This is a genomic window from Herbaspirillum sp. CAH-3 (assembly GCF_009668275.1).
Lineage (GTDB): Bacteria > Pseudomonadota > Gammaproteobacteria > Burkholderiales > Burkholderiaceae_D > Herbaspirillum > Herbaspirillum aquaticum.
Genome location: NZ_VSWE01000021.1, coordinates 1 through 26,582 on the forward strand (window position 1 = coordinate 1; position 26,582 = coordinate 26,582).

23 protein-coding genes are annotated in these 26,582 nt (G+C 63.0%); 15 read left to right on the forward strand and 8 right to left on the reverse strand.

Translation table 11 applies throughout. The features are described 5' to 3' along the window. Positions 1-256 precede the first annotated feature (256 nt). Both FYB76_RS22970 and FYB76_RS22975 read right to left on the reverse strand, forming a co-directional pair. Positions 257-1,510 carry a urate hydroxylase PuuD gene (locus FYB76_RS22970; RefSeq protein WP_154135178.1) on the reverse strand — a complete coding sequence of 418 codons (1,254 nt, stop codon included), beginning with the start codon at positions 1,508-1,510 and terminating at the stop codon, positions 257-259. A 269-nt stretch (positions 1,511-1,779) separates the two neighbouring features. Next, the gene (locus FYB76_RS22975) at positions 1,780-2,604 is read right to left on the reverse strand and encodes an outer envelope protein (RefSeq protein ID WP_154135179.1); all 825 of its coding nucleotides are present in this window, start codon (positions 2,602-2,604) and stop codon (positions 1,780-1,782) included. Between the two features lie 715 nt (positions 2,605-3,319). On the opposite strand from FYB76_RS22975, the gene FYB76_RS22980 reads away from it, so the two are divergent. The 7 genes from FYB76_RS22980 (at position 3,320) to FYB76_RS23010 (ending at position 10,984) form a co-directional block, all read left to right on the forward strand. Continuing rightward, on the forward strand, positions 3,320-4,360 hold the full coding sequence (locus tag FYB76_RS22980; protein WP_088755049.1) for an ABC transporter substrate-binding protein: 1,041 nt from the start codon (positions 3,320-3,322) through the stop codon (positions 4,358-4,360). Positions 4,361-4,415: 55 nt separating this feature from the next. Beyond that, positions 4,416-5,201, forward strand: coding sequence for an ABC transporter ATP-binding protein (locus FYB76_RS22985; RefSeq protein ID WP_088755050.1), 786 nt, complete (start codon positions 4,416-4,418; stop codon positions 5,199-5,201). Positions 5,202-5,229: 28 nt separating this feature from the next. Then, positions 5,230-6,009 (forward strand): ABC transporter permease, encoded by a 780-nt coding sequence (locus FYB76_RS22990; RefSeq protein WP_088755051.1) that lies wholly within the window; start codon positions 5,230-5,232, stop codon positions 6,007-6,009. Between the two features lie 180 nt (positions 6,010-6,189). Continuing rightward, positions 6,190-7,740 carry an ABC transporter ATP-binding protein gene (locus FYB76_RS22995; RefSeq protein WP_039783683.1) on the forward strand — a complete coding sequence of 517 codons (1,551 nt, stop codon included), beginning with the start codon at positions 6,190-6,192 and terminating at the stop codon, positions 7,738-7,740. Continuing rightward, a complete protein-coding gene (locus FYB76_RS23000) occupies positions 7,733-8,827 on the forward strand; it encodes an ABC transporter permease (RefSeq protein ID WP_154135180.1) in 1,095 nt (364 codons plus the stop codon). Before FYB76_RS22995 ends, FYB76_RS23000 begins: the two co-directional genes overlap by 8 nt. Positions 8,828-8,843: 16 nt before the next feature. After that, entirely contained in the window at positions 8,844-9,764 is a 921-nt protein-coding gene (locus FYB76_RS23005) for an ABC transporter permease (protein ID WP_154135181.1), read from the forward strand. A gap of 80 nt (positions 9,765-9,844) precedes the next feature. Further along, positions 9,845-10,984, forward strand: coding sequence for a BMP family ABC transporter substrate-binding protein (locus FYB76_RS23010; RefSeq protein ID WP_039783680.1), 1,140 nt, complete (start codon positions 9,845-9,847; stop codon positions 10,982-10,984). Positions 10,985-11,081: 97 nt separating this feature from the next. Here the strand turns inward: FYB76_RS23010 and FYB76_RS23015 are convergent, their stop codons facing one another. Then, on the reverse strand, positions 11,082-11,357 hold the full coding sequence (locus FYB76_RS23015; RefSeq protein WP_034332728.1) for a HigA family addiction module antitoxin: 276 nt from the start codon (positions 11,355-11,357) through the stop codon (positions 11,082-11,084). Positions 11,358-11,648: 291 nt separating this feature from the next. Here FYB76_RS23015 and minC point away from each other — a divergent pair, with 291 nt between their 5' ends. From minC to prmC, 8 genes are all read left to right on the forward strand, one after another. Then, complete coding sequence (gene minC, locus FYB76_RS23020) at positions 11,649-12,446, forward strand: septum site-determining protein MinC (RefSeq protein ID WP_088755054.1); 798 nt, start codon at positions 11,649-11,651, stop codon at positions 12,444-12,446. A gap of 72 nt (positions 12,447-12,518) precedes the next feature. After that, on the forward strand, positions 12,519-13,334 hold the full coding sequence (minD, locus tag FYB76_RS23025) for a septum site-determining protein MinD (RefSeq protein WP_088755055.1): 816 nt from the start codon (positions 12,519-12,521) through the stop codon (positions 13,332-13,334). 1 nt (position 13,335) lies between these two features. After that, positions 13,336-13,605 carry a cell division topological specificity factor MinE gene (gene minE, locus FYB76_RS23030; RefSeq protein WP_006465131.1) on the forward strand — a complete coding sequence of 90 codons (270 nt, stop codon included), beginning with the start codon at positions 13,336-13,338 and terminating at the stop codon, positions 13,603-13,605. 122 nt (positions 13,606-13,727) lie between these two features. Continuing rightward, complete coding sequence (locus tag FYB76_RS23035; RefSeq protein ID WP_088755056.1) at positions 13,728-14,429, forward strand: response regulator transcription factor; 702 nt, start codon at positions 13,728-13,730, stop codon at positions 14,427-14,429. Between the two features lie 253 nt (positions 14,430-14,682). Continuing rightward, positions 14,683-15,975, forward strand: coding sequence for a glutamyl-tRNA reductase (gene hemA, locus FYB76_RS23040; protein WP_088755057.1), 1,293 nt, complete (start codon positions 14,683-14,685; stop codon positions 15,973-15,975). A 104-nt stretch (positions 15,976-16,079) separates the two neighbouring features. After that, complete coding sequence (gene prfA, locus FYB76_RS23045; protein ID WP_034331945.1) at positions 16,080-17,159, forward strand: peptide chain release factor 1; 1,080 nt, start codon at positions 16,080-16,082, stop codon at positions 17,157-17,159. A gap of 196 nt (positions 17,160-17,355) precedes the next feature. Next, complete coding sequence (locus tag FYB76_RS23050) at positions 17,356-17,850, forward strand: disulfide bond formation protein B (protein WP_088755059.1); 495 nt, start codon at positions 17,356-17,358, stop codon at positions 17,848-17,850. Further along, positions 17,850-18,683 carry a peptide chain release factor N(5)-glutamine methyltransferase gene (gene prmC / locus FYB76_RS23055; RefSeq protein WP_154135182.1) on the forward strand — a complete coding sequence of 278 codons (834 nt, stop codon included), beginning with the start codon at positions 17,850-17,852 and terminating at the stop codon, positions 18,681-18,683. The genes FYB76_RS23050 and prmC overlap by 1 nt, the downstream gene beginning before the upstream one ends. A 34-nt stretch (positions 18,684-18,717) precedes the next feature. Here prmC and FYB76_RS23060 read toward each other — a convergent pair whose 3' ends face one another. The 5 genes from FYB76_RS23060 to FYB76_RS23080 form a co-directional block, all read right to left on the reverse strand. Beyond that, entirely contained in the window at positions 18,718-22,314 is a 3,597-nt protein-coding gene (locus FYB76_RS23060; protein ID WP_154135183.1) for an indolepyruvate ferredoxin oxidoreductase family protein, read from the reverse strand. A 596-nt stretch (positions 22,315-22,910) separates the two neighbouring features. Then, positions 22,911-23,792 carry a phenylalanine 4-monooxygenase gene (gene phhA, locus FYB76_RS23065; RefSeq protein WP_154135184.1) on the reverse strand — a complete coding sequence of 294 codons (882 nt, stop codon included), beginning with the start codon at positions 23,790-23,792 and terminating at the stop codon, positions 22,911-22,913. An 80-nt stretch (positions 23,793-23,872) separates the two neighbouring features. Continuing rightward, a complete protein-coding gene (locus tag FYB76_RS23070) occupies positions 23,873-24,610 on the reverse strand; it encodes a GNAT family N-acetyltransferase (protein ID WP_088755063.1) in 738 nt (245 codons plus the stop codon). Positions 24,611-24,622: 12 nt separating this feature from the next. Continuing rightward, a complete protein-coding gene (locus FYB76_RS23075) occupies positions 24,623-25,855 on the reverse strand; it encodes a multifunctional CCA addition/repair protein (protein ID WP_154135185.1) in 1,233 nt (410 codons plus the stop codon). A gap of 10 nt (positions 25,856-25,865) precedes the next feature. Next, complete coding sequence (locus FYB76_RS23080) at positions 25,866-26,567, reverse strand: glutathione S-transferase family protein (RefSeq protein ID WP_088755065.1); 702 nt, start codon at positions 26,565-26,567, stop codon at positions 25,866-25,868. Between the last annotated feature and the right edge of the window lie 15 nt (positions 26,568-26,582).

Genomic DNA, 26,582 nt, shown 5'->3' on the forward strand with positions numbered 1-26,582 from the left:
CTCTATCCTTCCCACTTTTCGCTTCGCTGCGACGGGCACCCTCCGCAGGAGGGCTGGCTCTTTGGGGTCGCCTTCTTTTGCTTACTTTTCTTGGCGAGACAAGAAAAGTGAGCGGCTGCCGGGCCGCCCCCGGCGCGTCCTTCCGACCGGAGAGAGATAAGAATTAAGCTAGAGCGCAGGAAAGCAATCCGTGCAGACTGCCCCAAACAGAACAACCAGAAAAGCCCGCAGCCAAGACAACCCCACACTCAACAAATCACTTAACGGGAGCGCCGCTTTCGAACCACTTGCCAATGATGGCGCGTTCATCGTCGGTGATCTGGGTCATGTTCCCTAAAGGCATGGCCTTCTGCACGACAGCCTGTTGATAGATCTGCTGAGCATGCTGGGAGATATGTTCAGGCGAATCGAGCAGAACACCCTTGCCGGGCACCGGCATGAGGGTAGGTTTGGCGGCATGGCACTGGATGCATCGCGCCTGGATCACTTGCTGGACTTGGGCAAACGACCCTGCGGCCACAGCGTCGCCAGCAGGAGCAGCGGATGAAGCCTCAGCAGAAGGAGAAGGAGCAACAGCCGCCACAGGTTTGGACTGCATGGCAGGACTCATCCACAAGATCACCGCCAGCAGCAGCGCAACAGCAATCCCCGGATACCACCAGTTATAAACCCCCTTGTGCCGCAACACGAAGAACTGCCGGATCAAGGCACCGGCCGCCATGATGCACAACAGGACCACCCAGTTATGCGGCGCGCTATAGGTCATGCTGTAGTGATTGGACAGCATGGCAAACAGCACCGGCAAGGTGAAGTAGGTATTGTGGACACTACGCTGCTTGCCGCGCTTGCCATGAATCGGATCGGGAGCTTGCCCGGCCCGCATGGAAGCCACCATCTTGCGCTGCCCCGGAATGATCCACACCAGCACGTTCGCGCTCATGATGGTGGCCAGGGAAGCCCCGCTGATGAGGAAAGCCGCCCGCCCCGAAAACAGATGGCAAGCCGCCCAAACAGAAACGATCACCTGCAAGCCGACCAGCAGGTTGACCAGCCGATCCGCCCCTGGCCGATCCCCGATGGTGCTGCAGATCGCGTCATAGATCAGCCAGTTGAAGACCAGGAAGGCAATCGCCGTTCCGCCCGCCATCGACGCCGACATGTCGAACACATTGCGATCGACCAAAAAGACGTTCGCATTGAAGAGATACAGCAGCGAAAACAAGGCAAAGCCAGACAGCCACGTGCTGTAAGACTCCCAATAAAACCAGTGCAGATGCTCCGGCAACACCTTGGGTGCAAGAAGATACTTTTGCGGATTGTAGAAACCCCCGCCATGCACCGCCCACAACTCGCCCCCGACACCCTTCTCCTTGAGCTCCGGATCGGTCGGCGCCACCAGGCTGTTGTCCAGCCAGACGAAATAGAATGAAGAACCGATCCAGGCAATCGCCGTGATCACGTGCAGCCAGCGCAGCAGCAAGTTCAGCCAGTCAAGTAGGTATGCTTCCATGATGCTCCGCTCTCAAATCCCTGTGGATGACGAAGGCCGCAACGCGCAAACCCCCATCCTGTTCAAAACCCAGCAATTAGATATCAGCCTGGCCGATACCTCATGCCTGAAAACTTATAGCCAACATATGACAAACCACATAGCACCCTGGGCGCCACCGGCCAGCCACAGTGTAGCCAATTCCCGGCCAACGGCGAGCACCCAATAAAAATGCCGGATCCGAAGACCCGGCATCGCCATGATGCTGCAAGCAGCCGGATCAACCGGACTTAGAAGTGATACTCGGCGCGCACCATCGGGGTCTTGGCCAGCGAACCCGGCACGTTGTGCGGGTTGCCGAACTTGTTGCGCCAGTATTGGTATTCCAGGCCCACGCGGAAGGTGTTCTTGCCCAGGCCCATGGCCGTGCCCACGTCATACATGACCTGGCCATCGAAGTTCAGTTCGGGACCGGTCGAACCGCCGAACTCGTTCTTGCCCTTGGCGGCGATGTAGTTCATGTAGCCTTCGAACGCCAGGCCGGTCGAACCCAGCGGGATACCCCAGGCCAGGTTCAGCATCGGGTGCGTGTCGTAGGTGTAGCGGCTGGTCACGCCCTTGGGCTGGTTGCTTTCAAACAGCGCCAGCACGCTCACGTTCAGGAAACCGGGCACATCCAGCATCAGGGTCGGACCGACGACCCACATGCGCTTCTTGGAGGCGTAGCTGTTGTCGTTCTTGGTGTTCCAGTCAAAGCCGAGGGTCAGGCCCACACCGCGTGCCGGACCGAAGGACAGGTCCTTGCCGCTGATCTTGCCGATGTCCAGGGTATTGCGGTAAACGATATACGCTTCCTGGGCATTGTCATCCTTGCTGTTGGACATCAGCAGGTCCACGTTCAGGAAGTTGGTACCGTACTTGTAGCCACTGGCGTGCTGGAAATTGACGATGCTCTTGGCAATGTCCTGCGTGTTGAAGGGCTCGGCAAACTTCGTGCCGTAACGGTAGCCGATCGAGTTGTCCGACCAGTCAGCCGCCTGCGCCGACATGCTGCCCGCCGCCGAGGCAACCACGGCCGCCATCATCCAATACTTCCCCTTGATACCCTTCTTCATAAGTTTCTCCCTGTATTGCTAATCTAAAAAATGGCTGTTGAACCGGAGACCGGTTCGCATCCTGCGGCGTCCTGCACTCTCCCCGCCACAGCAGCGACTCCGGTACCCCTCGTGTGCTTGCCCTCGTCAAATAAGGTCTGGCAAATTGCTGACAGCATTGCCGACACCCGCACCGACGGCAGCGTTTACGCAAAGCCCGTGCCAGCCCCCAAGCCGGCACTTGGCGCGCGCAATCGCACCCACCAGAAGTAGCGAATCCATCGCTCCCAAAGCGAGCCGCGCAACGCTGCATCAAGCGCTGCGCCCTGCGCGCCGGGGCGCAATCCTAGCCGAGTCCGGGCACTTTCCCAAGCCCTCATCCAGCAGTTAGTTGCATGGCGACTCGCATTGTCGACAATCGCGACAACCAGGTACGCCCGGACAAAAACTGCCAGGAGGCGCATGCCGCCTGCCTTACAGCGCCGCAAGCCAAATTTTTTTAGTGCATTTTTTTCTACTTAGGTGCAGCCAAGCACCAAATTGTCGCAAATGGATTTTTTGATTGTCGACAAAAAGAAAAGCGGATGTCGATCATCCGCAGGGCCCTTGCCGACCGCCTGGCCCCTGCCGCGCCCGGCAAAGCAGAGCAGACGCGAACCGCAGGCTGGCTTGGCACATTAAATGCTATTGAAGCCCTGGGATCTGACATTCAAACGAACAAGGAAGGAAGTCCATCGTGCACTCCAGCAAGCTCTTCAAACTCGGCACCACCGTTCTCGGCCTGGTATTGGCCGCCAGCTCCTCGCTGGCGCTGGCACAGGAAACCAAGGTCAAGTTCCAGCTGGACTGGCGCTTCGAAGGGCCGGCAGCCCTGTTCCTGGTAGCCAAGTCCAAGGGTTACTTCGCGCAGGAAAAACTGGATGTCACCATCGACGCCGGCAACGGCTCGGGCAATGCGGTCAACCGCGTGGCCTCCGGCACCTATGACATGGGCTTCGCCGACATGGCCGCCCTGATGGAATTCACGGCCAACAATCCCGATGCCCCGGGCAAGCCGGTGGCCGTGATGATGGTCTACAACGACACCCCGGCCGCGGTGTTCTCGCTCAAGAAATCCGGCATCAAGAAACCGGCAGACCTGGCCGGCAAGAAGCTGGGCGCGCCGGTATTCGACGCCGGGCGCCGCGCCTACCCGATCTTTGCCAAGGCCAACGGCCTCGATGCCACCAAGGCGCAGTGGACCAGCATGGACCCGCCGCTGCGCGAAACCATGCTGGCGCGCGGCGATGTGGATGCCATCACCGGTTTCTACTTCACCTCGCTGCTGAACCTCAACGCCCGCGGCATCAAGGATGAAGACATCAACGTGATGATGTACCCGGACTACGGCGTGCGCCTCTACGGCAATACCATCATCGCCTCCGAGACCATGGTCAAGCAGAAGCCGGAGGCCATCAAGGGCTTCCTGCGCGCCTTCGCCAAGGCCAGCCGCGACGTGATGGCCAATCCGGAAGCCGCCATCAAGGTCCTGAAGGAACGCGATGGCCTCATCGACGAGAAGCTGGAACTGCGCCGCCTGAAGCTGGCCATCGCCAGCGCCATCGCTACGCCCCATGCCAAGTCGGAAGGCTATGGCCAGGTCTACGGTCCGCGCCTCACGCTCATGGCTTCGCAAGTCTCGGACGCCTACGGCACCAAGACCCGCGTCAATGCCGACAAGATCTGGAACGGCAGCTTCCTGCCGGCCAAGGCCGAGCTGGACGTGTTCCCCAAGTAAATCATTTATATCGTTCATTCGATTCATCTCATCTCATTTCTGGCCGACTGCATTCATGAGCGAACCCTTCGTCGATTTCCGCCACGTCTACCTGGCCTATGATGGCGCCGCCGAATTTGCGGTGGAAGACATCGACCTGCAGACCCGTGCAGGCGAGTTCATCGCCATCGTCGGGCCGTCCGGCTGCGGCAAGTCCACTTTCATGAAGCTGGCCACGGGCTTGAAGCAACCCAATCGCGGCAGCGTCGTCATCAACGGCCAGACGGTCACGGGGCCGCTCAAGTTCGTGGGCATGGCCTTCCAGGCCCCGACCCTGTTGCCCTGGCGCACCACGCTGGAAAACGTGCTGCTGCCGCTGGAGATCGTCGAACCCTATCGGCGCGACTTCAAGCAGAAGAAGGCCGAGTACACCGAACGTGCCCTCAAGTTGCTCAAGACCGTGGGGCTGGACGGCTATGCCGACAAATTCCCCTGGCAACTCTCGGGTGGCATGCAGCAGCGCGCCTCGATCTGCCGCGCGCTGATCCATGAGCCCAAGATGCTGCTGCTGGACGAACCCTTCGGCGCGCTCGATGCCTTCACCCGCGAAGAACTGTGGTGCGTGCTGCGCGACCTGTGGGCCGAGCGCCGCTTCAACGTCATCCTGGTCACGCATGACCTGCGCGAGGCGGCCTTCCTGGCCGACACCATCTACGTGATGAGCAAGCGCCCGGGGCGTATCGTGGTGCGGCGGGAAAATCCGCTGCCGCGCCCCTGTCCGCTGGAAACCACCTATACCGACGGCTTCAACGCGCTGGTGCATGAACTGCGCGAGCACATCGGCCACGTGCGCAATACCTGACCCTCACACGGCCCGGCCAAGGAAACTCATGAAAACTCCGTTCAACGGCAAACTCAACCGCGCCGCCACCACGCTGGCTCCCTGGTTCCTGCTGCTCGCCATCCTGGGCGTGTGGCAGTTCATCTGCAGCGTGTGGCAGGTCTCCGACTTCATCTTCCCCAGCCCCGCCTCCATCCTGCAGGCCATGGTGGATTACGCCGGGCCGATCACCGAACACGCCCTCTCCACCTTTTGGGTCACCATGGTGGGCTTTGCCATTGCGGTGGTGGTCGGTGTGACGCTGGGCTTCGTGATCGGCTCTTCACCCATGCTCTATGCCGCCGCCTATCCGCTCATGACGGCCTTCAATGCCTTGCCCAAGGCGGCTTTCGTGCCGGTGCTGGTGGTCTGGTTCGGTATCGGCGCGGGGCCGGCCATCCTGACCGCTTTCCTGATCTCCTTCTTCCCCATCATGGTCAACATCGCCACCGGCCTGGCCACGCTGGAACCGGAGCTGGAAGACGTCTTGCGCGTGCTGGGCGCACGCCGCATGGACATCCTGCTCAAGGTCGGCCTGCCGCGTTCGATGCCGTATTTCTTTGCCTCGCTCAAAGTGGCCATCACGCTGGCCTTCGTGGGCTCGACCGTGTCCGAGATGAATGCCTCCAACCAGGGCATCGGCTACCTGCTGGTCTCGGCCGGCTCCTCGATGAAGATGCCGCTGGCCTTTGCCGGGCTGGTGGTGATCGGGGCCATGGCCATGGCCATGTACGAACTGTTCGCCATCATCGAGAAACGCACCACCGGCTGGGCGCATCGGGGAAAATGAGATAAATCGGGCGATTACGCCGCAACAGGGGCGGAAAACCCGGCAAAAGCGGTATGCGGCGCGGCGCAATTTGTCTATGATGTCGCGCGTGCGAGCCGCTGGGGGCGCTCGCGGCGGCCGCAGGCACGCGGACCGCCTTGCATTTGGACATGACCAACCTCATCACCACAGGGAAATCACGTGAGCGCAGTTCCACTCCGTCTTGAAATCAGCCATGTGCGCAAGGCCTATCCGGGCGTGCTGGCCAATGACGATGTCAGCCTGGCCGTTGCGCCCGGCGAGATCCACGCCGTACTCGGGGAGAACGGCGCGGGCAAGTCCACCCTGATGAAGATCATCTTCGGTGCGGTCAAGCCGGATGCCGGTGAACTGCGCTGGAACGGTGAGACGGTGCAGATCGCCAATCCGCAGGTGGCGCGCAAGCTGGGCATTGCGATGGTGTTCCAGCATTTCTCGCTGTTCGATACGCTGACCGTGACCGAGAACATCGCCCTGGGCCTGGACGCCAAGACCGATCTCAAGGAACTGGCCGAACGCATCACCCGCACCGGCGAAAAATACGGGCTGGAGCTGGAACCGCAGCGCCATGTGCATACCCTGTCGGTCGGGGAACGCCAGCGCGTGGAAATCGTGCGCGCGCTGCTGACCGAACCGCAATTGCTGATCCTGGACGAGCCGACCTCGGTGCTCACGCCCCAGGCGGTGGAAAAACTCTTCGTGACGCTGCGCCGCCTGGCCGATGAGGGCTGCAGCATTCTTTACATCAGCCACAAGCTCGACGAAATCCGCGCGCTGTGCCACAGCGCCACCGTCATGCGCGGTGGCCGCGTGACCGGCAACTGCGATCCGCGCAATGAAAGCAGCGCCAGCCTCTCGCGCATGATGATCGGTGATGAGCTGGTGCGCCTGCAGCGCGAGCGCAATCCCGATTCGCTGCGCAATGAGCGCAAGCTGCACGTCAATCGTCTTTCGCTGCCCAAGGCGCACCTGTTTGCGACCGAACTGAAGGACATCGAATGCGAAGTGCGCGCCGGTGAAATCGTCGGCATCGCCGGGGTCTCGGGCAATGGCCAGCAGGAATTGCTGGCGGCGCTGTCCGGCGAAGACCAGCGCGCCGCGCCCAACATGATCATGCTGGCCGGCAAGGCCGTGGGCGACCTCTCGCCCAATCCGCGCCGCGCAGCGGGCCTGGGCCTGGTGCCGGAAGAACGCCTGGGGCGCGGTGCCGTGCCGACGCTTTCGCTCACCGCCAACATGCTGCTGTCGCACCAGAAAGCGCCCTACGTGAAGCGCGGCATGATCGATTTCGGTTTTACGCGGCGTGCTGCGGCGTCCATCATCGAACGCTTCAAGGTCAAGGCGGCCGGACCGGATGCACCGGCCAAGAGCCTGTCGGGCGGCAACCTGCAGAAATTCATCGTCGGCCGCGAAATGGAACGCAAACCCGCCGTCTTCGTGGTGGCCCAGCCGACCTGGGGGGTGGACGTCGGTGCCGCCGCCCAGATCCACGGCGAAATCTTGAAACTGAAACAGGAAGGTTGTGCAGTGCTGGTGATCTCGGAAGAACTTGACGAATTGTTCGCATTATGTGATCGCCTGCACGTCATCGCCAAGGGGCGACTGTCGCCCTCCATCCCCATCGAACAGGCCACGCGCGAACAAGTGGGCGTGTGGATGAGCGGCTTGTGGGATGAACCGGCGGCCGCCGCTGCGGAGGTGAACCATGGCTGAACGCATGAGCTTCCCCCTGCGTCTGGAACTGCGCGGTGCGCCCTCCAAGACCATGACTTATCTGTCGCCGGTGATCGCCATCGTCGCCACCCTGTTCCTGGGGGCGTTGCTGTTCCTGGCACTGGGCAAGGATCCGCTGGCGGGCCTGAAGGTATTCCTGGTTGATCCGTTCAACGGCAAGCGCGCCATCAGCGAGCTGCTGCTCAAATCCGTACCGCTGATCCTGTGCGCGCTGGGGCTGGCGGTGTGCTTCCGCGCCAGCATCTGGAATATCGGTGCCGAAGGCCAGTTCACCGTCGGTGCGCTCTGTTCGGGGGCCATGCTGGTGTGGCTGGATGTGCCGGGACACGGCATCTCCGGCGGCATGGGGCTGGTGCTCATGATCGTGGCCGGCATCATCGGCGGCGCCTTGTGGGCGGCCATCACCGCTTACCTGCGTGACCAGTTCAATGCCAATGAAATCCTGGTCTCGCTGATGCTGACCTATGTGGCGCAGCTGCTGCTGATGTGGGCCGTCAACGGTCCGCTGAAGGATCCCAATGGCATGAATTTCCCGCAGTCCAAGGTGTTCTCCAGCGAATTCATGCTGCCCGTGCTGATGTCGGGCACGCGCCTGCATATCGGCTTTGCGGTGGCCATCGTCGCAGCCATCCTGATGGCCATCTTCATGATGCGCAGCCTGCGCGGCTTCTCGCTCATGGTCGGTGGCGTGGCGCCGCATGCGGCGCGCTATGCGGGCTTCTCGGCACGTTCGGCCTTGTGGGTCTCGCTGCTGATCTCGGGTGCCTTTGCCGGACTGGCCGGCGCCTTCGAGATCGCCGGTCCGATCGGGCAGCTGCTGCCGTCGGTGTCGCCGGGCTATGGGTTCGCCGCCATCATCGTGGCCTTCATCGGCCGCCTGCATCCGGTCGGCGCGATCCTGGGCGGGCTGATCATGTCGTTGCTGTACCTGGGCGGCGAGCTGGCGCAGTCGCGCCTGGGCCTGCCCTCGGCCATCACGGGCGTATTCCAGGGCATGCTGCTGTTCCTGCTGCTGGCCTGCGATACGCTCATCGATTACCGCCTGGCGTGGAAAAAGAAAGTCTAAGGAATCAGGACAGGACATGGAACAACTCGCTCCTCTCATCGCAGCCTCCATCAATGCCGGCACACCCCTGCTGCTGGCGGCCATCGGGCTGTTGATCAATGAACGCTCCGGCGTGCTCAACCTGGGTGCCGAAGGCATGATGCTGGTGGCGGCCATCGCCGGTTTCGCGGTCGGCTATGCCACCAAGAGCCCGCTCCTGGGCTTTGCCGCCGGTGCCGTCTGCGGCATGCTGATGGCCACGCTCTTTGCCTGGCTGGCGCTGCGCCTGGCCACCAACCAGGTCGCCACCGGCCTGGCGCTGTCGATCTTCGGGGCCGGCCTGTCGGCCTTCGTCGGCCAGCGCTTCGTGGGCCTGGCCCTGCCGGCGCAACCGAATTCGATTCCGCTGCTGGGGGATATTCCTTTCCTCGGCAAGGCGCTGTTCCACCAGCACTGGATGAGCTATGTCGCCTTCGCGCTGTGCCTGGCCAGCATCTGGTTCCTGTATCGCACACGGGCCGGGCTGGTCCTGCGTGCCGTGGGCGAGTCGCCGGAATCGGCGCACGCGCTGGGCTATTCGGTGCGCGGCATCCGCTACCTGGCGCTGCTGTTCGGGGGCGCCTGCTGCGGCCTGGCGGGTGCCTACATGTCGCTGGTCTATACCCCGATGTGGGTCGAGGGCCTGGTGGCCGGACGCGGCTGGATCGCGCTGGCCCTGACCGCCTTCGCCACCTGGCGTCCGGCACGCGTCTTGCTGGGTTCGCTGCTGTTTGGCGGCGTGACCATCGCGCAGTTCTACCTGCAGGGCATGGGGGTGACGGTGCCCTCGCAGATCCTGTCGATGGCCCCGTACCTGGCCACCATCGTGGTGCTGGCGCTGATCTCGCGCAACCCCGACTGGATCCGCCTGAACATGCCGGCGTCGCTGGGCAAGCCGTTCCGTCCGGGCGCTTCCTGAACCATTTATATCGTTTAAATCGTTTATTCCGTTTTTGTAGCAGCACTTGCATTTATCCACTGACCTTGAGGGAGAACACAATGAAGATTTCGCGCAGGGCATCCTTGACGATGCTCGCCACCCTGGCCGCAGCAACCCTGATCGGTTGCGGCAAGAAGGAAGAACCTGCTGCCGCCGCGCCCGCTGCTGCGCCGGCTGCGGCTGCACCGGCGGCTGATCCGCTGAAGGTCGCCTTCGTCTACATCGGCCCGGTGGGTGACGCCGGCTGGACCTTCGCGCATGACAAGGGCCGCAAGGCAGTCGAAGAAAAGTTCGGCGACAAGGTCAAGACCACCTTCGTGGAAAACATTCCTGAATCCGCAGCCGACGCCGAGCGCGTCTTCCGCCAGCTGGCCACCGACGGCAACAAGCTGATCTTCGGCACCACCTTCGGCTACATGGAAGCCATGCTCAAGGTCGCCAAGGAATTCCCGGATGTGAAGTTCGAACACGCCACCGGCTTCAAGACCGCCGACAACCTGGCGCAATACGATGTGCGCACCTATGAAGGCGCTTACCTGGCCGGCGTGGTCGCGGGCAAGATGAGCAAGTCCGGCAAGCTGGGCGTGGTGGCGTCGGTGCCGATTCCTGAAGTGATCCGCAACATCGACTCCTTCACCCTGGGTGCGCGTTCGGTCAACCCGAAGGCCACCACCGCCGTGGTGTGGGTCAACAAGTGGTTCGATCCGGGCAAGGAACGTGAAGCCGCCACCACCCTGATCGGCCAGGGTGTGGACGTGCTGATGCAGAACACCGACTCCGCCGCCGTGGTACAGACCGCGCAGGAAAAGGGCGTGTATGCCTTCGGCTGGGACAGCGACATGACCAGCTTCGGCCCCAAGGCCCACCTGGCTGCTTCCATGATCAACTGGGGCGTGTATTACACGGCGCGCGTGCAAGCCGTGCTGGATGGCTCGTGGAAGAGCAGCACCAGCTGGATCGGCCTGAAGGAAAACGGCATCGACCTGGCCGCATTCAATCCTGAACTGCCGGCCGACGTGAAGTCGCTGGTGGAAGAGCGCAAGAAGGGCATCGTCGACGGCTCGGCCCCGATCTGGAAGGGTCCGATCAAGGACAACGCCGGCAAGGAAGTGCTGGGCAAGGACGCCGTGGCCGATGACGGCTTCCTGCATGGCATCAAGTTCTACGTCGAGGGCGTGGACGGCAAGGTACCGGGCTGATTTCCGGATGGCTCCCCGGCGCTGCTGTCAGGCGGCCGGGGCAGGCTTCAAGAAAACCGCTGGCATCGTGAGGTGCCGGCGGTTTTTTTATTGGGAATCACGCAGTGATGCGCTCGATCACCGGACGGGCCAGCTTGCCGGCCTCGTGCAGGTCATACTGCAATTGCATCCCGGCCCAGAGTTCGGGACTGGTGCCGAAGGCCGCCGCCAGGCGATAGGCCATGTCCGGCGAAATGCCGGCGGCACCGTTGACGATCCGCTGCAGCGTGACACGGGCGACGCCCAGGCGCATGGCCGCTTCCGTGACGGTCATTTCACCCAGATATTCCCTCAGGACCTCGCCCGGGTGCGGCGGGTTGAACATGCGCGTCATGACTGACCTCCGTTGATTTGGATTGGTGATAGTCGCATTGACGCTTGTTCTCGCGATAGATGTATCTTGTGACGCCACACTTTACAAAACGGCTGTCGGCTGTCCCGCTGCACTGGCTTTTTGCCACAAATATTTGGCAAAGCGTCGGCACCCGCTGGGCCCCACCCTTGCCTGCCGAAAACCCCCGCTCCACCGCTATCGCAGCCGCATCCAGCCTGTATAATGCACACCCAAACCGGGTGGAAAGCCTGCATTTTCCTTCACTTTCCGCCGCATTGAACTACAGGATTTATGCAAAAAGCGCGCAAACCGATCGAAATCAAAATTTCCACTGTAGTTGCCATTTCGGCAATCCTGCATGAAACCGATCCGACTTCGCTGGAAAAAGCCCTGAAGGAAATGACCGGCGGCGTCGCCGATTTCTTCGAAGACGAATTCGCGGTGCTGGATATCGGCACCCTGGATGCGGCAGCCGCTGCGGCCATCGACTGGAGCGCCGTGGTGGCCCTGTTCAAGCGCTTCCGTTTGAATACGGTGGCCGTGCGCAATGCGCCGGAAGAATTGCATGGCGGCATCGTCGCCCAGGGCCTGGCCATCGACAACTCGGCGGTGGCCGGTGCCGGCACCGCCAATGCGCGGGCGCAAGAGGCGGCAGCCCAGCAAGCCGCACCAGCACCAACCCCGCCAGCCGCCCCGGTGGCTCCGCCTGCTGCCGCTGCACCCGCTCCCCAGCCCGCCCCGGCCCCGGTGGCCAACACGGTGGTGATCGACACCCCGGTGCGCGCCGGCCAGCGCATCTATGCGCGCGGCGCCGACCTGGTGGTGCTGGCCGTGGTCAACAACGGCGCCGAGCTCATTGCCGATGGCTGCATCCACGTCTACGCGCCGTTGCGCGGCCGTGCCCTGGCCGGTGCCTCGGGCAATACGAGCGCGCGTATCTTCGCTGCTTCACTGGAAGCGGAACTGGTTTCCATTGCGGGGGTCTATCGGACCTTCGAGAACGGTCATGCTCCGGAGCTCGTCGGCAAGCAGGTGCAGGTGCGCCTGCAAGGCGAACGTATCGACGTGCTGCCCATGTCGGCGTCGTAAGGCTCCGGCGTAAATCATTTAAACGAATCCAGCCGGGACCGCCGGCGTACTGTTCTTCTTAAGGAGTTTTTCGTGGCAAAAATCATCGTTGTGACTTCGGGTAAGGGCGGCGTCGGCAAAACGACGTCCAGCGCCAGTTTCGCATCGGGCCTGGCCATGCGCGGCCACAAGACGGCCGTGATCGACTTCGACGTCGGTCTGCGCAACCTGGACCTGATCATGGGCTGCGAACGCCGCGTGGTCTACGACCTCATCAACGTGATCAACAAGGAAGCCACGCTGAACCAGGCCCTGATCAAGGACAAGCACTGCGACAACCTGTTCATCCTGCCGGCCTCGCAAACCCGCGACAAGGACGCCCTGACCGAAGAAGGCGTGGAGCGTGTCCTCAACGACCTCTCCAAGATGGACTTCGAATACATCATCTGCGACTCCCCGGCCGGCATCGAGCACGGTGCGGTGATGGCGCTGACCTTCGCCGACGAAGCCATCGTGGTCTCCAACCCCGAAGTGTCGTCGGTGCGCGACTCGGACCGCATCCTCGGCATCATCCAGGCCAAGTCGCGCCGTGCCTCCTCGGGCGGCGAGCCGGTCAAGGAGCACCTGCTCATCACCCGCTATTCCCCCAAGCGCGTGGAAGATGGCGAAATGCTGTCCTATACCGATGTGCAGGAAATCCTGCGCATTCCCCTCATCGGCATCATCCCCGAATCGGAAACCGTGCTGCAGGCCTCCAACCAGGGTTCCCCCGCCATCCACATGAAGGACAGCGACGTGGCCCAGGCCTACCAGGACGTGGTATCGCGCTTCCTCGGCGAGACCGTCGAGCTGCGTTTCACCACCTACGAAAAGCCGGGCTTCCTGCAGCGCATCTTCGGAGGTAAGTGACATGTCCCTGCTTTCTTTCCTGTTCCCCAGCAAGCCCAAAAGTGCGGTGGCGGCGAAGGAGCGGCTGCAGATCATCATCGCCCGCGAGCGTTCCAACGGCCGCCAGGGTCCGGACTTCCTGCCGGCGCTGCACAAGGAACTCATCGAGGTCATCTCCAAGTACACCAAGGTCAATGCCGACGACATCAAGATCTCGCTGGACCGCCAGGGCAACCTGGAAGTGCTGGATGTGAACGTGGTGCTGCCCGACAGCGACGTACCGGCTGCCTGAGCGCGCACGCCGCAGCCTGCATGAAGAAAAGGGCAGCCCAGGCTGCCCTTTTTGCCAATACGGTCCACCACCCCGGGGAGCCGTGCGTTGACTGCCTTTGACTTCCATCCTGAACAGATGCAATGAAAATCGGGATTCTTTCCAAAGACGCCGACACCGTGACCCTGGTCACGCAACTGGCCGATCGCCATGAATGCCAGGTCTACAGCGGTGTGGAGGGCTTTGCTGCGGCCTGTGCCGACCGTGCCAACCTGGTCGTGCTGGATCTGGACGACCTGCAGCGGCATCAGCACGCGGTCACCATGCTGGTCCAGCAGCATCGCCCGCCGGCGGCCTCCAAGGCGCGTCCGGTGGTGCTGCTGCTGTGCACCCCCGCCCACCAGCACTGGCTGCGCAACCTGCGCATGGCCGGTGCCGATGACTTCCTGGTCAAACCGGTGGAGCGCCAGGAACTGGCCCTGCGCCTGGACCTGCTGCTGCTGGCCGCGCAGCCGTACGAAGCGCCGCCCAGCGTGGTGGAAGCCGGCGGCTTCATGGTCGACCTGGCACGCCTGCGCATCACCCATCCCGAGCGGCCCGGCCTGGATGCCACGCTCACCCGCAAGGAAGTCGAACTGGCGCTGCTGTTCATGCAGCACCTGGGACGCCCGCTGTCGCGCGCCTTCTTGCAGGAGCGCATCTGGGGCGCCGAACCGGAAACCCCGACCCGCACCATCGATACCCACGTCTCGCGCATCCGCACCAAGCTCAAGCTGCATCCGGGCAATGGCTACCAGCTCGCCACCGTCTACGGCTATGGCTACCAGCTGGAACGGCTGGAATAGCGCGCCGCACAGTGTTGCATCGGCGCCCCGGCCATCTGCGCCAAGCCTGATCCATGTCAGGGACATATACCGATTATCAGGGGGCGCCCCAACCCGAAAGTGGGCAAAGAGTATAATTATTCCCAAAACCGGGGCCGAATCTGTCTGATTTTGTACGAATTGCATTGATTCCTACGCTTTTCATTCAGGTTCACAGCCATAGAAGTGCAATATCCCAGCTCATCTGCACTGCTGCCTTTTAGTCGATTCTTCCATGCATTTGCTCGCCGTCGGACTCAACCACACTACCGCGCCGGTCTCGCTGCGCGAGAAAGTGGCATTCCCCGCTGACCAGATCGGTCAGGCGGTGGCGTCCGCGCGTGCGTGGTTCGGCGGGCATGACAAGATCGTGGCCTCGGGCGAGGCCGCCATCCTTTCCACCTGCAACCGCACCGAGCTGTATGCGGCGGCAGCCGCCGGGCAAGACGGCGTGGAATTCGCCATCGACCGCACCGCGCAGTTCCTGGCCGAGTACCACCACATTCCCTACGCCGACCTGCGTCCCTACCTGTATTCGCTGCCGCAGGACAATGCCGTGCGCCATGCCTTCCGGGTCGCCTCCGGGCTGGACTCGATGGTGCTGGGCGAGCCGCAGATCCTGGGCCAGATGAAAGATGCGGTCCGCCAGGCCGATGCCGCCGGCGGGCTGGGCACCTATTTGCACCAGCTGTTCCAGCGCACCTTTGCGGTCGCCAAGGAAGTGCGCAGCACCACCGAAATCGGTGCGCACAGCGTCTCGATGGCCGCGGCCGCCGTGCGGCTGTCGCAGCGCATCTTCGATTCGATCTCCGGCCAGAACGTGCTCTTCATCGGCGCGGGCGAAATGATCGAGCTGTGCGCCACGCACTTCGCGGCCCAGAATCCCAAGACCCTGACGGTGGCCAACCGCACCATGGAACGCGGCGAAACCCTGGCCCATCGCTTCAGCGGCCGTGCCATCCGCCTGGCCGACCTGCCGGAGCAACTGGCCAGCTTCGACATCGTGGTGTCCTGTACCGCCTCGCAGCTGCCCATCATCGGCCTCGGTCTGGTGGAACGGGCCGTCAAGGCACGCCGCCACAAACCCATCTTCATGGTCGACCTGGCCGTGCCGCGCGATATCGAGGCCGAAGTCGGCCGCCTGGACGACGTCTTCCTCTACACGGTGGATGACCTGGCCTCGGTGGTCCAAAGCGGCGTCGAAAACCGCCAGGCGGCGGTCGCCCAGGCCGAAGCCATCATCGAAACCCGGGTGCAATCCTTCATGCACTGGATCGACAGTCGCGCCATGGTGCCGCTGATCCAGGACCTGCACGAAACCGGCGAGGCCCTGCGCCTGGCCGAACTGGAGCGCGCACGCCGCATGCTGGCCAAGGGCGAGGATGTGGAAGCGGTGCTCGATGCCCTCTCCAAAGGCCTGACCGCCAAGTTCCTGCACGGCCCGCAACAGGCCCTGCATCACGCCCAGGGCGAACAGCGCAGCCAGTTGGTCTCGCTGCTGCCGCAACTGTTCCGCTCCAAGCGTTAGCGCCTTCCGCCCGGCCGGCCGCTGTCTGCGGCTGGCACCCTCGCGCCGTCGCCGACGGCTGCCGTCGTCCCTTCATTGCTGACCGATACTGACTTCCCGACCTCATGAAACCCTCAATGCTCGCCAAACTCGACCAGCTCGCCGAACGGCTGGAAGAGCTCAACAGCCTGCTGGCCCAGGAAGATGCCACGTCCAGCATGGACAACTTCCGCAAGATGACCCGCGAACACGCCGAACTGGGCCCGCTGGTGGCGCTGTACCACGACTATGTGCAGGCCAGTGAAGATATCCGCACCGCCGGCGAGCTGCTGTCGGACCCCGATATGAAGGCTTTCGCCCAGGAAGAAATCGATGGCGCCAAGGCCCGCATGGAGGCGCTGGAGCTGGATCTGCAGAAGATGCTGTTGCCCAAGGATCCCAATGATGAACGAAACATCTTCCTGGAAATCCGCGCCGGCACCGGAGGTGACGAATCGGCCCTGTTTGCCGGCGACCTGCTGCGCATGTACACCCGCTATGCCGAACGCCAGCGCTGGCAGGTGGAGATCGTCTCGGCCTCCGAATCGGAACTGGGCGGCTACAAGGAAGTGATCGCCCGCATCGCCGGATTCGGCGCTTATTCGCGCCTGAAGTTCGAATCCGGCGGCCACCGCGTGCAGCGCGTGCCGGCCACCGAGACCCAGGGCCGCATCCACACTTCCGCCTGCACGGTGGCGGTGATGCCCGAGGCCGATGAAGTCGAGGACGTCGACATCAACCCGGCCGACCTGCGCATCGATACCTACCGCGCCTCCGGTGCCGGCGGACAGCACATCAACAAGACCGATTCAGCCGTGCGCATCACCCACCTCCCGACCGGTATCGTGGTGGAATGCCAGGACGACCGCAGCCAGCACAAGAACAAGGCGCAGGCCATGAAAGTGCTGGCCGCCCGGATCAAGGACGTGCAGTTGCGCGAACAGCAATCCAAGGAGGCCGCCACCCGCAAGTCGCTCATCGGCTCGGGCGACCGCAGCGAGCGCATCCGCACCTACAATTTCCCGCAGGGGCGCATGACCGACCACCGCATCAACCTGACGCTCTACAAGCTCGATTTCATCATGGATGGCGACCTGGACGAACTGACCAATGCCCTCATCACCGAGCACCAGGCCGAACTGCTGGCCCAGCTGGGCGACGACTGAGGCCGCCGGAACCAAGCCGGGGGGATGGGTTCAGAGTGCCTTTGCCGCCGTTTTGCCTGCGCGGTCAGCATGCACGCAGGCCCGGACTTCTCTACAATCGCGTCATGGCAAAAAAGCCGCCCGATCATTCGGGCGGTCCTGCCCATCGAACTGCCCCGACGCTGTCCCCCATTAATGAATCACTGAACCCTCAACCATGAAATCATCCAAAGCGGTTTTCCTGCTGGTGGCGCTGGTCTGCGCTGCCCTGCTGGGCGTTGCCATGTACTTGCAGATCGTCGAAGAAATGCAGCCCTGCCCGCTGTGCGTCATCCAGCGCTACATGTTCGTCCTGGTGGGCGCCTTCGCCCTGATCGGCGCATTGATGCCCGAAGCGGCCCGCCGCGGCAGCGCCGGACTGGGCCTGCTGGCCGCGCTGGGCGGCGCCGGCACGGCGATCTGGCACCTGTATGTGAAGGCGCATCCGGGCGTGTCCTGCACCACCGATCCGCTGGAAACGGCACTGAACCAGCTGCCCACGGCCAAGCTGTGGCCGCAGATGTTCACCGCCGACGGGTTCTGCTCGGCGCCCTGGCCGCCCGTGTTCGGCCTGCAGATCCCCACCTGGTCGCTGATCTGGTTCGGCGTGCTGGCCCTGGTGCTGGCCGTGCAACTGTTCAAGCGCGCCCCGCGCACCACCATCTGGAAGTGATGGAGCCGCTCTCCAGCTATGCCGGCTGCACGCTGGCCACCGTATTGAAGACGGCGCCGCTGGACCCGCTGGAGAACCGCATCCTGCTCTGCCACGCGCTGCGCATCACGCGCGTGCAGCTGATCACGCAATCCGAACGGCGGCTCGATGCCGCTCAATCGGAGGCGCTCACGGCCCTCTATGCCCGTCGCCTGCGCGGCGAGCCGATTGCCTACATCATCGGGCAGCGCGAATTCTATGGACTGGATTTTCGCGTCACGCCGGATGTATTGATCCCCCGCCCCGATACCGAGCTGCTGGTGGAGCTGGCCATGGAAAGATTGCCGCAAGACGCGGCGCTGCTGGACATGGGAACCGGTTCGGGGGCGATTGCCATCGCCATCGCCCATACGCGGCCCGATGCGGTGGTGACGGCACTGGATGCCAGCGCTGCCGCACTGGCCATCGCACGTGAAAACGCCACTGCCAACCAGGTGCGCGTGACGCTGCTGGAAAGCGACTGGTACGCCGCCCTGCCGCGCGATGAACGCTTTGCGGTGATCGCTTCGAACCCGCCTTACATCGTCGCGGGGGATGTGCATCTCTCGCAGGGCGACCTGCGTTTCGAACCGGTCGATGCGCTGACCGATCACGGTGATGGCCTCAGTGACCTGCGCAGCATCATCGACGGCGCACCGGCGCATCTGCTGCCCGGTGGCTGGCTGCTGATGGAACACGGCTATGACCAGGCTGCTGCGGTGCGCGGACTGCTTTCCGGCACCGGCTTCACAGAAGTCCAGAGCTGGCGCGACCTGGCCGGTATCGAACGGGTCAGCGGCGGCCGCCTGGGCTGATCCGCTGACCGCTCCTGAATTTCCTCCTGCTACATCAGGCAGCCCGCTTGCCGCCTCCTTGCGGCGAGTGCGGCTGGCCGCTTGAGGCAGCCGGTTCCAGTTGCGCCAGCAAGCTGGCCTGCTTCTGCATGGCCGCTTTCAGATGGCGTTCCTTCACGTGGCCATAGCCGCGAATCTCTTCCGGAATGCGCGCCACCGCGACGACCTGTTCCAGGTTATCGGGCGTGAGCTGTGCCAGCAGGCGCGACAGGGTGGCGCGGTACGCGGTGATGAGCGCCCGCTCCTGCTTGCGTTCCTCGGTGTAGCCGAAAGGATCGAAGGCCGTGCCACGCAGGAAGCGCAGCTTGGCCAGCACGCCGAAGGCCGGCATCATCCAGCTGCCGAAGGCCTGCTTGCGCAGGTGACCCTGGTCATCGCGCTTGGCCAAGAGCGGCGGGGCCAGGTGGAAGCGCAGCTTGTAATCCCCCTCGAACATGCCCTCGATCTTGGCGCGGAAGGCCGGCTCGGTATAGAGGCGCGCGACTTCGTACTCGTCCTTGTAGGCCATGAGCTTGAAGAGACCGGCCGCCACCGCACGGCTCAGTTTCAGGCCGCGTCCGGCCTCACCCAGCGCGCTCTCGCGGGCACGCACTTCTTCCACGGCATCACGATAACTGCGCGCGTAGGCGGCGTTCTGGTAATCGGTGAGGAAGGCCACACGACGTTCCACCAGTTCTTCCAGGGTCGGCGTGCGCTTGAACTCGATCACCTGCGCCGTCATGCCATTGCGGCCTGCAGCAGCCAGCACGACATCCACATCATGCGCGGCGACGCGGCCCCAGGCGAAGGCCTGCTTGTTGAAATCCACCTGCAGCGCATTGAGTTCGATGGCGCGCATCAGCGCCGCTTCGGACAACGGCACCCAGCCCTTTTGCCAGGCATAGCCGAGCATGAACATGTTGGTCGCGATCGCATCGCCCATGAGCGCCGTGGCGATGCGGCCTGCATCAATGAGTGAAAGATTGTCCCGCCCGCAGGCTTTGGCGATCTCGCCTTCGCTGGAGGCGGTGGGGAATTGCCAGTCAGGATTGCGCACGAAGGCCGCGGTCGGCATCTGCGTCGAATTGACCGCTGCATGGGTGCGCCCCTCGCCCATGCGCGAGAGGGCATCGCGGCCGGCGGTGACGATGACATCACAACCGATCACCAGGTCGGCCATGCCGGTGCCCACGCGGGTGGACTGGATATGCGCCGGGTCTTCGGCCACGCGTACGTGCGACATCACCGGCCCGCCTTTCTGTGCCAGGCCGCTCATGTCCAGCACCGAACAGGCCCGGCCTTCGACGTGCGCCGCCATGGCGATGATCTGGCCGATGGTAATCACGCCCGTGCCGCCCACGCCGGTGACCACGATGCCGTAGGGCTGCGCCAACCCTGGCAGCAGCGGCTGCGGCAGCGTCGGCAAGGCCGGCCCCGATTGCGTCTTGGCGCGTACAGGTTTCTTCAACTGGCCCCCTTCCACCGTCACGAAGCTGGGGCAGAAACCGTTCACGCAGGAATAATCCTTGTTGCAGGAAGACTGGTTGATCTGGCGCTTGCGGCCGAATTCGGTTTCCAGCGGTTCGACTGACAGGCAATTGGACTGCACGCTGCAATCGCCACAGCCTTCGCACACCGCCTCGTTGATGACGGCGCGCTTGGCCGGGTCGGGATAGGCATTGCGTTTGCGGCGGCGACGCTTTTCCGAGGCGCAGGTCTGGTCATAGATCATGGCCGACACACCCGGCTGTTCACGCAGTTCGCGCTGCACGGCATCGAGTTCGCTGCGATGGCGGATGGTCACGCCTTCGGCCCATTGGGTTCCCGCCGGATACTTGTCCGGCTCATCGGTGACCACGATGATGGGCCGCACGTTTTCAGCGGCCAGCTGGCGCGAGATCATGGCCGGATCGAGCGGGCCGTCGAACTCCTGGCCACCGGTCATGGCGACCGCATCGTTGTACAGGATCTTGTACGTGATATTGACCTTCGCCGCGACCGAGGCGCGCACCGCCAGCAAGCCGGAATGGAAGTAGGTGCCGTCACCGAGGTTGGCGAAGACGTGTTTTTCCGTCGTGAACGGCGCCTGTCCGACCCAGGTCACGCCCTCGCCGCCCATGTGGGTGAAGAGGCTGGTCTCGCGGTCCATCCAGGTGACCATGTAATGGCAACCGATACCGGCCAGGCCACGGCTGCCATCGGGCAATTTGGTGGAGGTATTGTGCGGGCAGCCCGAGCAGAAATGCGGCACGCGGTCCTTGTCGGGATCGGGCTTGCTGCTGATGTTGAGGGCCGCTTCCTTGGCTTCGAGATAGGCCACGCGCGTGCGTACGCGCTGCTCCACCGGATGGCCGGCGAAATAGCGCGAGATGCGCGTGGCAATCGCGCGTGCGATCTGCGCCGGGTTCAGTTCATAGGTGGCCGGCAGCAGCCAGTTGCCATGGCCTTCGCGCTGTGAACCGCTCCATTCGCCGGTGTCATCGAATTTGCCGACCACACGGGGACGAACATCGTCGCGCCAGTTGTAGAGTTCTTCCTTTAACTGGTATTCAAGAATCTGGCGCTTCTCTTCGACCACCAGGATCTCATCGAGACCCTGCGCGAATTCACGCACGCCCTCGGCTTCCAGCGGCCAGGTCATGCCGACCTTGTAGAGACGAATGCCGATGTCGGCGGCGACCTGTTCATCGATGCCCAGGTCTTCCAGCGCCTGGCGCGTATCGAGGTAGGACTTGCCGGCGGTGATGATGCCGATGCGCGCACGCGGGCTGTCCCAGATGATGCGGTTCAACTTGTTCGCGCGCGCGTAAGCGAGGGCGGCATACCACTTGTAGTTGATCATGCGCGCTTCCTGGCCCAGCACGGTATCCGGCATGCGGATGTTGAGGCCATCGGGCGGCAGTTCAAAGTCGGGCAGTTCTATCTTCACGCGCTCCGGATCGATCATCACCGACATGCCCGATTCGACCAGGTCGGTCACGCATTTCATCGCCACCCACAAGCCGGTGTAGCGGCTCATGGCCCAGCCATGCAGGCCGTAGTCGAGGTACTCCTGCACCGACGACGGATAGAGCACCGGAATGCCGCAGGCCTTCAGGATGTGCTCGCTCTGGTGCGCGGCGGTGGAGGATTTGGCGGCGTGGTCATCGCCCGCGATCACCAGCACGCCGCCGTGCCTGGAGGTGCCTGCCATGTTGGCGTGCTTGAAGACATCGCCGCAGCGATCCACCCCCGGGCCCTTGCCATACCACAGCGAGAACACGCCATCGTATTGCGCACCCTTGAAGAGATTGACCTGCTGCGTACCCCACACGCTGGTGGCGGCCAGGTCTTCATTCATGCCGGGATGGAATCTGACCTGTTTGGCTTCCAGGTATTTGCGCGCCTTCTCGGCGGTCTGGTCGACCGAGCCCAATGGCGAGCCGCGATAGCCGGTGATGAAGCCGGCGGTGTTGAGGCCTGCGCGCTCATCGTACTGCCGCTGCAGCATCGGCAGGCGGATCAGCGCCTGGATGCCGGTCATGAAGACGCGGCCGCGCTCCAGTGCATATTTGTCGTCCAGGGATACATCGTCCAGCAGCAGGCGTTGCCCGGCGGGTAGGGGTGCGTTCATGTGGTCTCCGTGCCAAAAATCTTGTTTTTGCCTTGCACATGCTCCCGGCAGTCACGGCCTGCACAGGTGTCGCTGTGCGGCTACGCCGATCTGTCGGGAATCGGGAACACCTCAGTCTTGTGAACCGGGTGTCTTCAAGTTGTAGTGTCAAGTTAGCACAAGGGTGACCGGCCCGCTACGCGCGCCGCAGCAGGGTTTCCGGGCTTTTTTGCCTTGCAGGAAACTGTTTCCGCACGTCCTGCGGCATTGCTGGCAATGCGGAGAAGAAAATGCCGGAAAGCGAAAAACAACAACATTTCCGGCTGAAAAAAAAGGCCTGCGGCGGCCCCAAGTGTTACAAGCAAGACGTGAATGTAACAGCCCGTAAAAGCCGTTGGACCAGCTCGGCCGCTGACGTTTAATAGACCTCACTTGAACAGCGATTGATTGGTATCCGTTACTGTGCAAGGTTCCTCCCCTCTAGTGTTGAAAGCACCACTAGCTCGCGGATCCGGCCTCCCCTGTCGGATCCGCTTTTTTTTGCGCTTCTTCCGGACACAAAAAAAGCCGGACGCATGTCCGGCTTTCCTGAGGGCTTGCTTGCAGCGATGTCGTCTTCAGCGATTGGGCGGGAAGTTGGTTTCGCCCGGCAGCAAGGTACTGGCCGGCAAGGCCTCCTGTTGCTTGAGCCGCTCGTAGAGCGGCGTGAAGTCCGGTGCCGTATCGTTGAAGAGCTGCTCGAAATCCTTGATGACGAAATAGGTCTCCTGATAGGTATCGATCTTGTAGAGCGTGCGCATGATGCGCTCCACTTCAAACGGCACGCGGCGCGGCTGGTCGCTGGAGAGGCAGTACTCGACCTCGCCGCCCGAGGACAGGATGCCGGCACCATAGATGCGCAACCCCTCCTTGCCCTGGATCAGCCCGAACTCGATGGTGTACCAGTACAGGCGCGCCAGATAGGCCAGCCCGTCCAGCTTGAGCGCCTTCAAGCCACCCTTGCCATATTCCTGCAGGTGATTGGCGAAGACGGGATTGAACAGCAGCGGCACATGGCCGAAGAAGTCATGGAACAGATCGGGCTCGACGATGTAATCGAACTCGTGCTCTTCACGCAGCCACACCGTGACCGGGAAGCGGCGGTTGGCCAGGTGCTCGAAGAAGGTGTGGTCCGGTACCAGGCCCGGCACGGCGACCAGCTGCCAGCCAGTGGCCTTGAAGAGCGCTTCGGTGGTGCGGTCAAAGCGCGGGATGCCTTGCGAGACATCGAGCGCCTTGAGGCTGTCGATAAAGACATCACAGGCGCGGCCGGGAATCAACTTGGCCTGGCGCTCGTAGAGACGACGCCACAGCGCGTGCTGGGCGGGCGTGTAAGCCTCCCAGTTCTGGGCCACGACGTAGTTGGCGTCGGCCTGGCTGTAGTCACCGCGCAAGGCTCCGCTATCGGACTTGGTGGCGACGGTGGCGAAGAAATCATCGGTGTTGGGATTGGTGCTCATGGCATACCCGTTATCAAAGTGAGGCGCATATTATGCGCTCGCGGCACGGGATGGTCATGTGCGTTCGCGCAAGCGGCGCGTCAGGCAGCAGGCGGTGGCGTACCGTCGTCCTTCTTTCTGGCACCGATGCCGGTCACGCGCGCGCCCCATTTCAGCAGGGCCTTGAAGTTGGCCTTGACGATATAGTCCAACATTGCAACTTGCTCTTCCAGCGCTTCCTGGAACACCGTGGCCGAGTTGGCAGGCTTGATCTTCAGGTAGGCATCGGCCTCGCCATAGTCGCGGTGGATTTCCATGCCGGCCTTCTTGGCGATGTGCATCATCACCTTGTTGGACGAGAGGCAGTGCATGTACAGCGTATCGACATCGGCATTGCGACAGTGCATGGAGGCGCGCATGAACAGGCGCGTGCCCACCCCGAGCCCGCGCGCGGCGGCCGTCACCGACACCCCGAACTCGGCCACCACCGGCTTGATGGTGGCACCGCTGATGCGCGTGCTTTCCTTGGGCGCAAAGGCCAGGTGGCCCACCCCGAGCAGCCGCAGGCGGCGGTCATAAACGCCAAAGACGGTATCGCGCTCGAAGTTGATGCCCTCCACGTAGCGCGTCACCATCTCATCGGAAAGCTTGGAACCGAAGCGCAGCAGGCGATCCTTTTCTTCCAGCGCGAGGAAGTGACGCAGGAGATGACGGCGCGCACGCGGCGAGAGCTCCTTGACGAAGACGTTGGGCTTGTCCTGCTTCTCCTGCTGCGCGGGTGGCAGGTCGGATCGCTGGCCGCGCAAGCGCTGGAGGAGACGGGACAGGGGATGACTCATCGTGACGCTCCCTCAAGCCTGGGCCGGACGATGCCGCTCGACATAAGCCGCAACCTGAGCGGTACGCGCCGCGAGGATGGCCTCGGGAATGCGTTGCGGCTGCGTCTGCTGCTGCGCGATGGCACCGGCATCGATGGCTTGCGCGGCCTGCAGTGCGCCTTCCAGATAAGCCGCCTGCGGGAAGGGCTGCAACTCCAGTCCGGTGCGGCCGCGATGATCGCACTCCGAGGCGCGCAGCATGTCGAGGAAGCGCTGCGGTTTGCGGAAGGCGTCGCAGCGCGCGAAGAACTTGACCAAGGTATCGGGACGCATCTCGAAAGAGCGTCCCACATTGCCATGTTCGCGGGCCGTCATCAGCGCCAGGTCACGGCATTCGCCGGGGACTTTCAGGCGCGTGCAGACGTCTTCGGCCAGGCGTTCGCTGCGCGCTTCATGTCCATGGTGGCGCGGCCAGATCTCGGGCGGCGTGGTGCCTTTGCCGAGGTCGTGCAACAGCGCGGCGAAACGGATCGGCAAAGAAAAATCCTGTGCGGCGGCCCAATCAACCACCAGCATCACATGGACGCCGGTATCGATCTCAGGATGCCATTTCTCCGGTTGCGGTACGCCCCACAACGCAGCGAGCTCCGGCAGGATGCGCTGCAAGGCACCGCAGGCGCGCAAGACCTCGAACATGCGCGAAGGCTTGTGTTCCATCAGGCCGCGCGCCAGTTCCTGCCAGACGCGTTCAGGCACCAGGGCATCGACCTCGCCCTCTTGCACCATGCGCTGCATGAGCGCGTTGGTCTCAGGGGCGACCGTGAAATCGGCGAAGCGCGCCGCAAAACGTGCTACGCGGAGGATGCGGACCGGGTCTTCGACGAAGGCGTCAGAGACATGGCGAAATACACGCGCCTCAAGATCGGCACGACCGTGATAGGGATCGACCAGGGTGCCATCCTCATCCTGCGCAATCGCATTGATGGTGAGGTCACGGCGCGCGAGATCATCTTCCAGCGTCACATCGAGGGCGGCGTGGAAGGCGAAGCCCTTGTAGCCCGGCGCGGTCTTGCGCTCGGTGCGGGCCAGGGCATATTCCTCGTGGGTATCGGGATGGAGGAACACCGGAAAATCCTTGCCGACCGGGCGGAAACCCAGCTCCAGCAACTGCTGCGGCGTGGCCCCCACCACTACGTGGTCGCGGTCTTTCACCGGCAGCCCCAGCAAGCCGTCGCGCACTGCGCCGCCGACGGTGTAGGTCTTCATCGGCTGCGCCTCACTGATGGTCCGGAAGGATTTCCTTCTCGGCCAGCGCCTCGGCGATCCAGCGTGCCACCGCCGGATGCTCGCGCACGCGGTCGGCATAGGCTTGCAGGGCCGGGGCCAGCGGCACCTGGTAGCTGACGAAGCGCATCACCACCGGTGCATAGAAGGCATCGGCAATGGAGAAATCGCCGAAGAGGAATTCATGATGGCCAAATTGCGAGAGGCACTCTTCCCAGATCTCGCACACGCGCGCGATGTCGGCCTGTGCCTCGGCGGTGCGCCCCTTGCCGGGGTAGCGGCCACGGATGTCCATGCTCATGGCGGTGCGCAGGCCGGTGAAACCGGAGTGCATCTCGGCACAGATGCTGCGTGCGATGGCGCGGGCATCGGTGCGCGCCGGCCACAGGTGGCGGTCGGGGAATTGCTCGGCCAGGTATTCGCAGATGGACAGCGAATCCCAGATCGCGATGTCGCCATCGAGCAGCACCGGTACGCGGCCCGAGCCGGTGTAGCGGGCGATCTCGCCGGCGGTCTCGGGCTGGTCCAGCAGCACGCGCACTTCCTTGAAAGGGATGTCGAAGGCCACGGCAGTGACCCACGGGCGCATCGACCACGAGGAGTAATTCTTGTTGGCGATCACCAGGGTGGGCATGTGGCGTCCGGCCTTTTGCAGGGTTTCGGACAAGACCGGATCCAGTTCTGTATCTTGCATGGGAGCTCGTTTCTC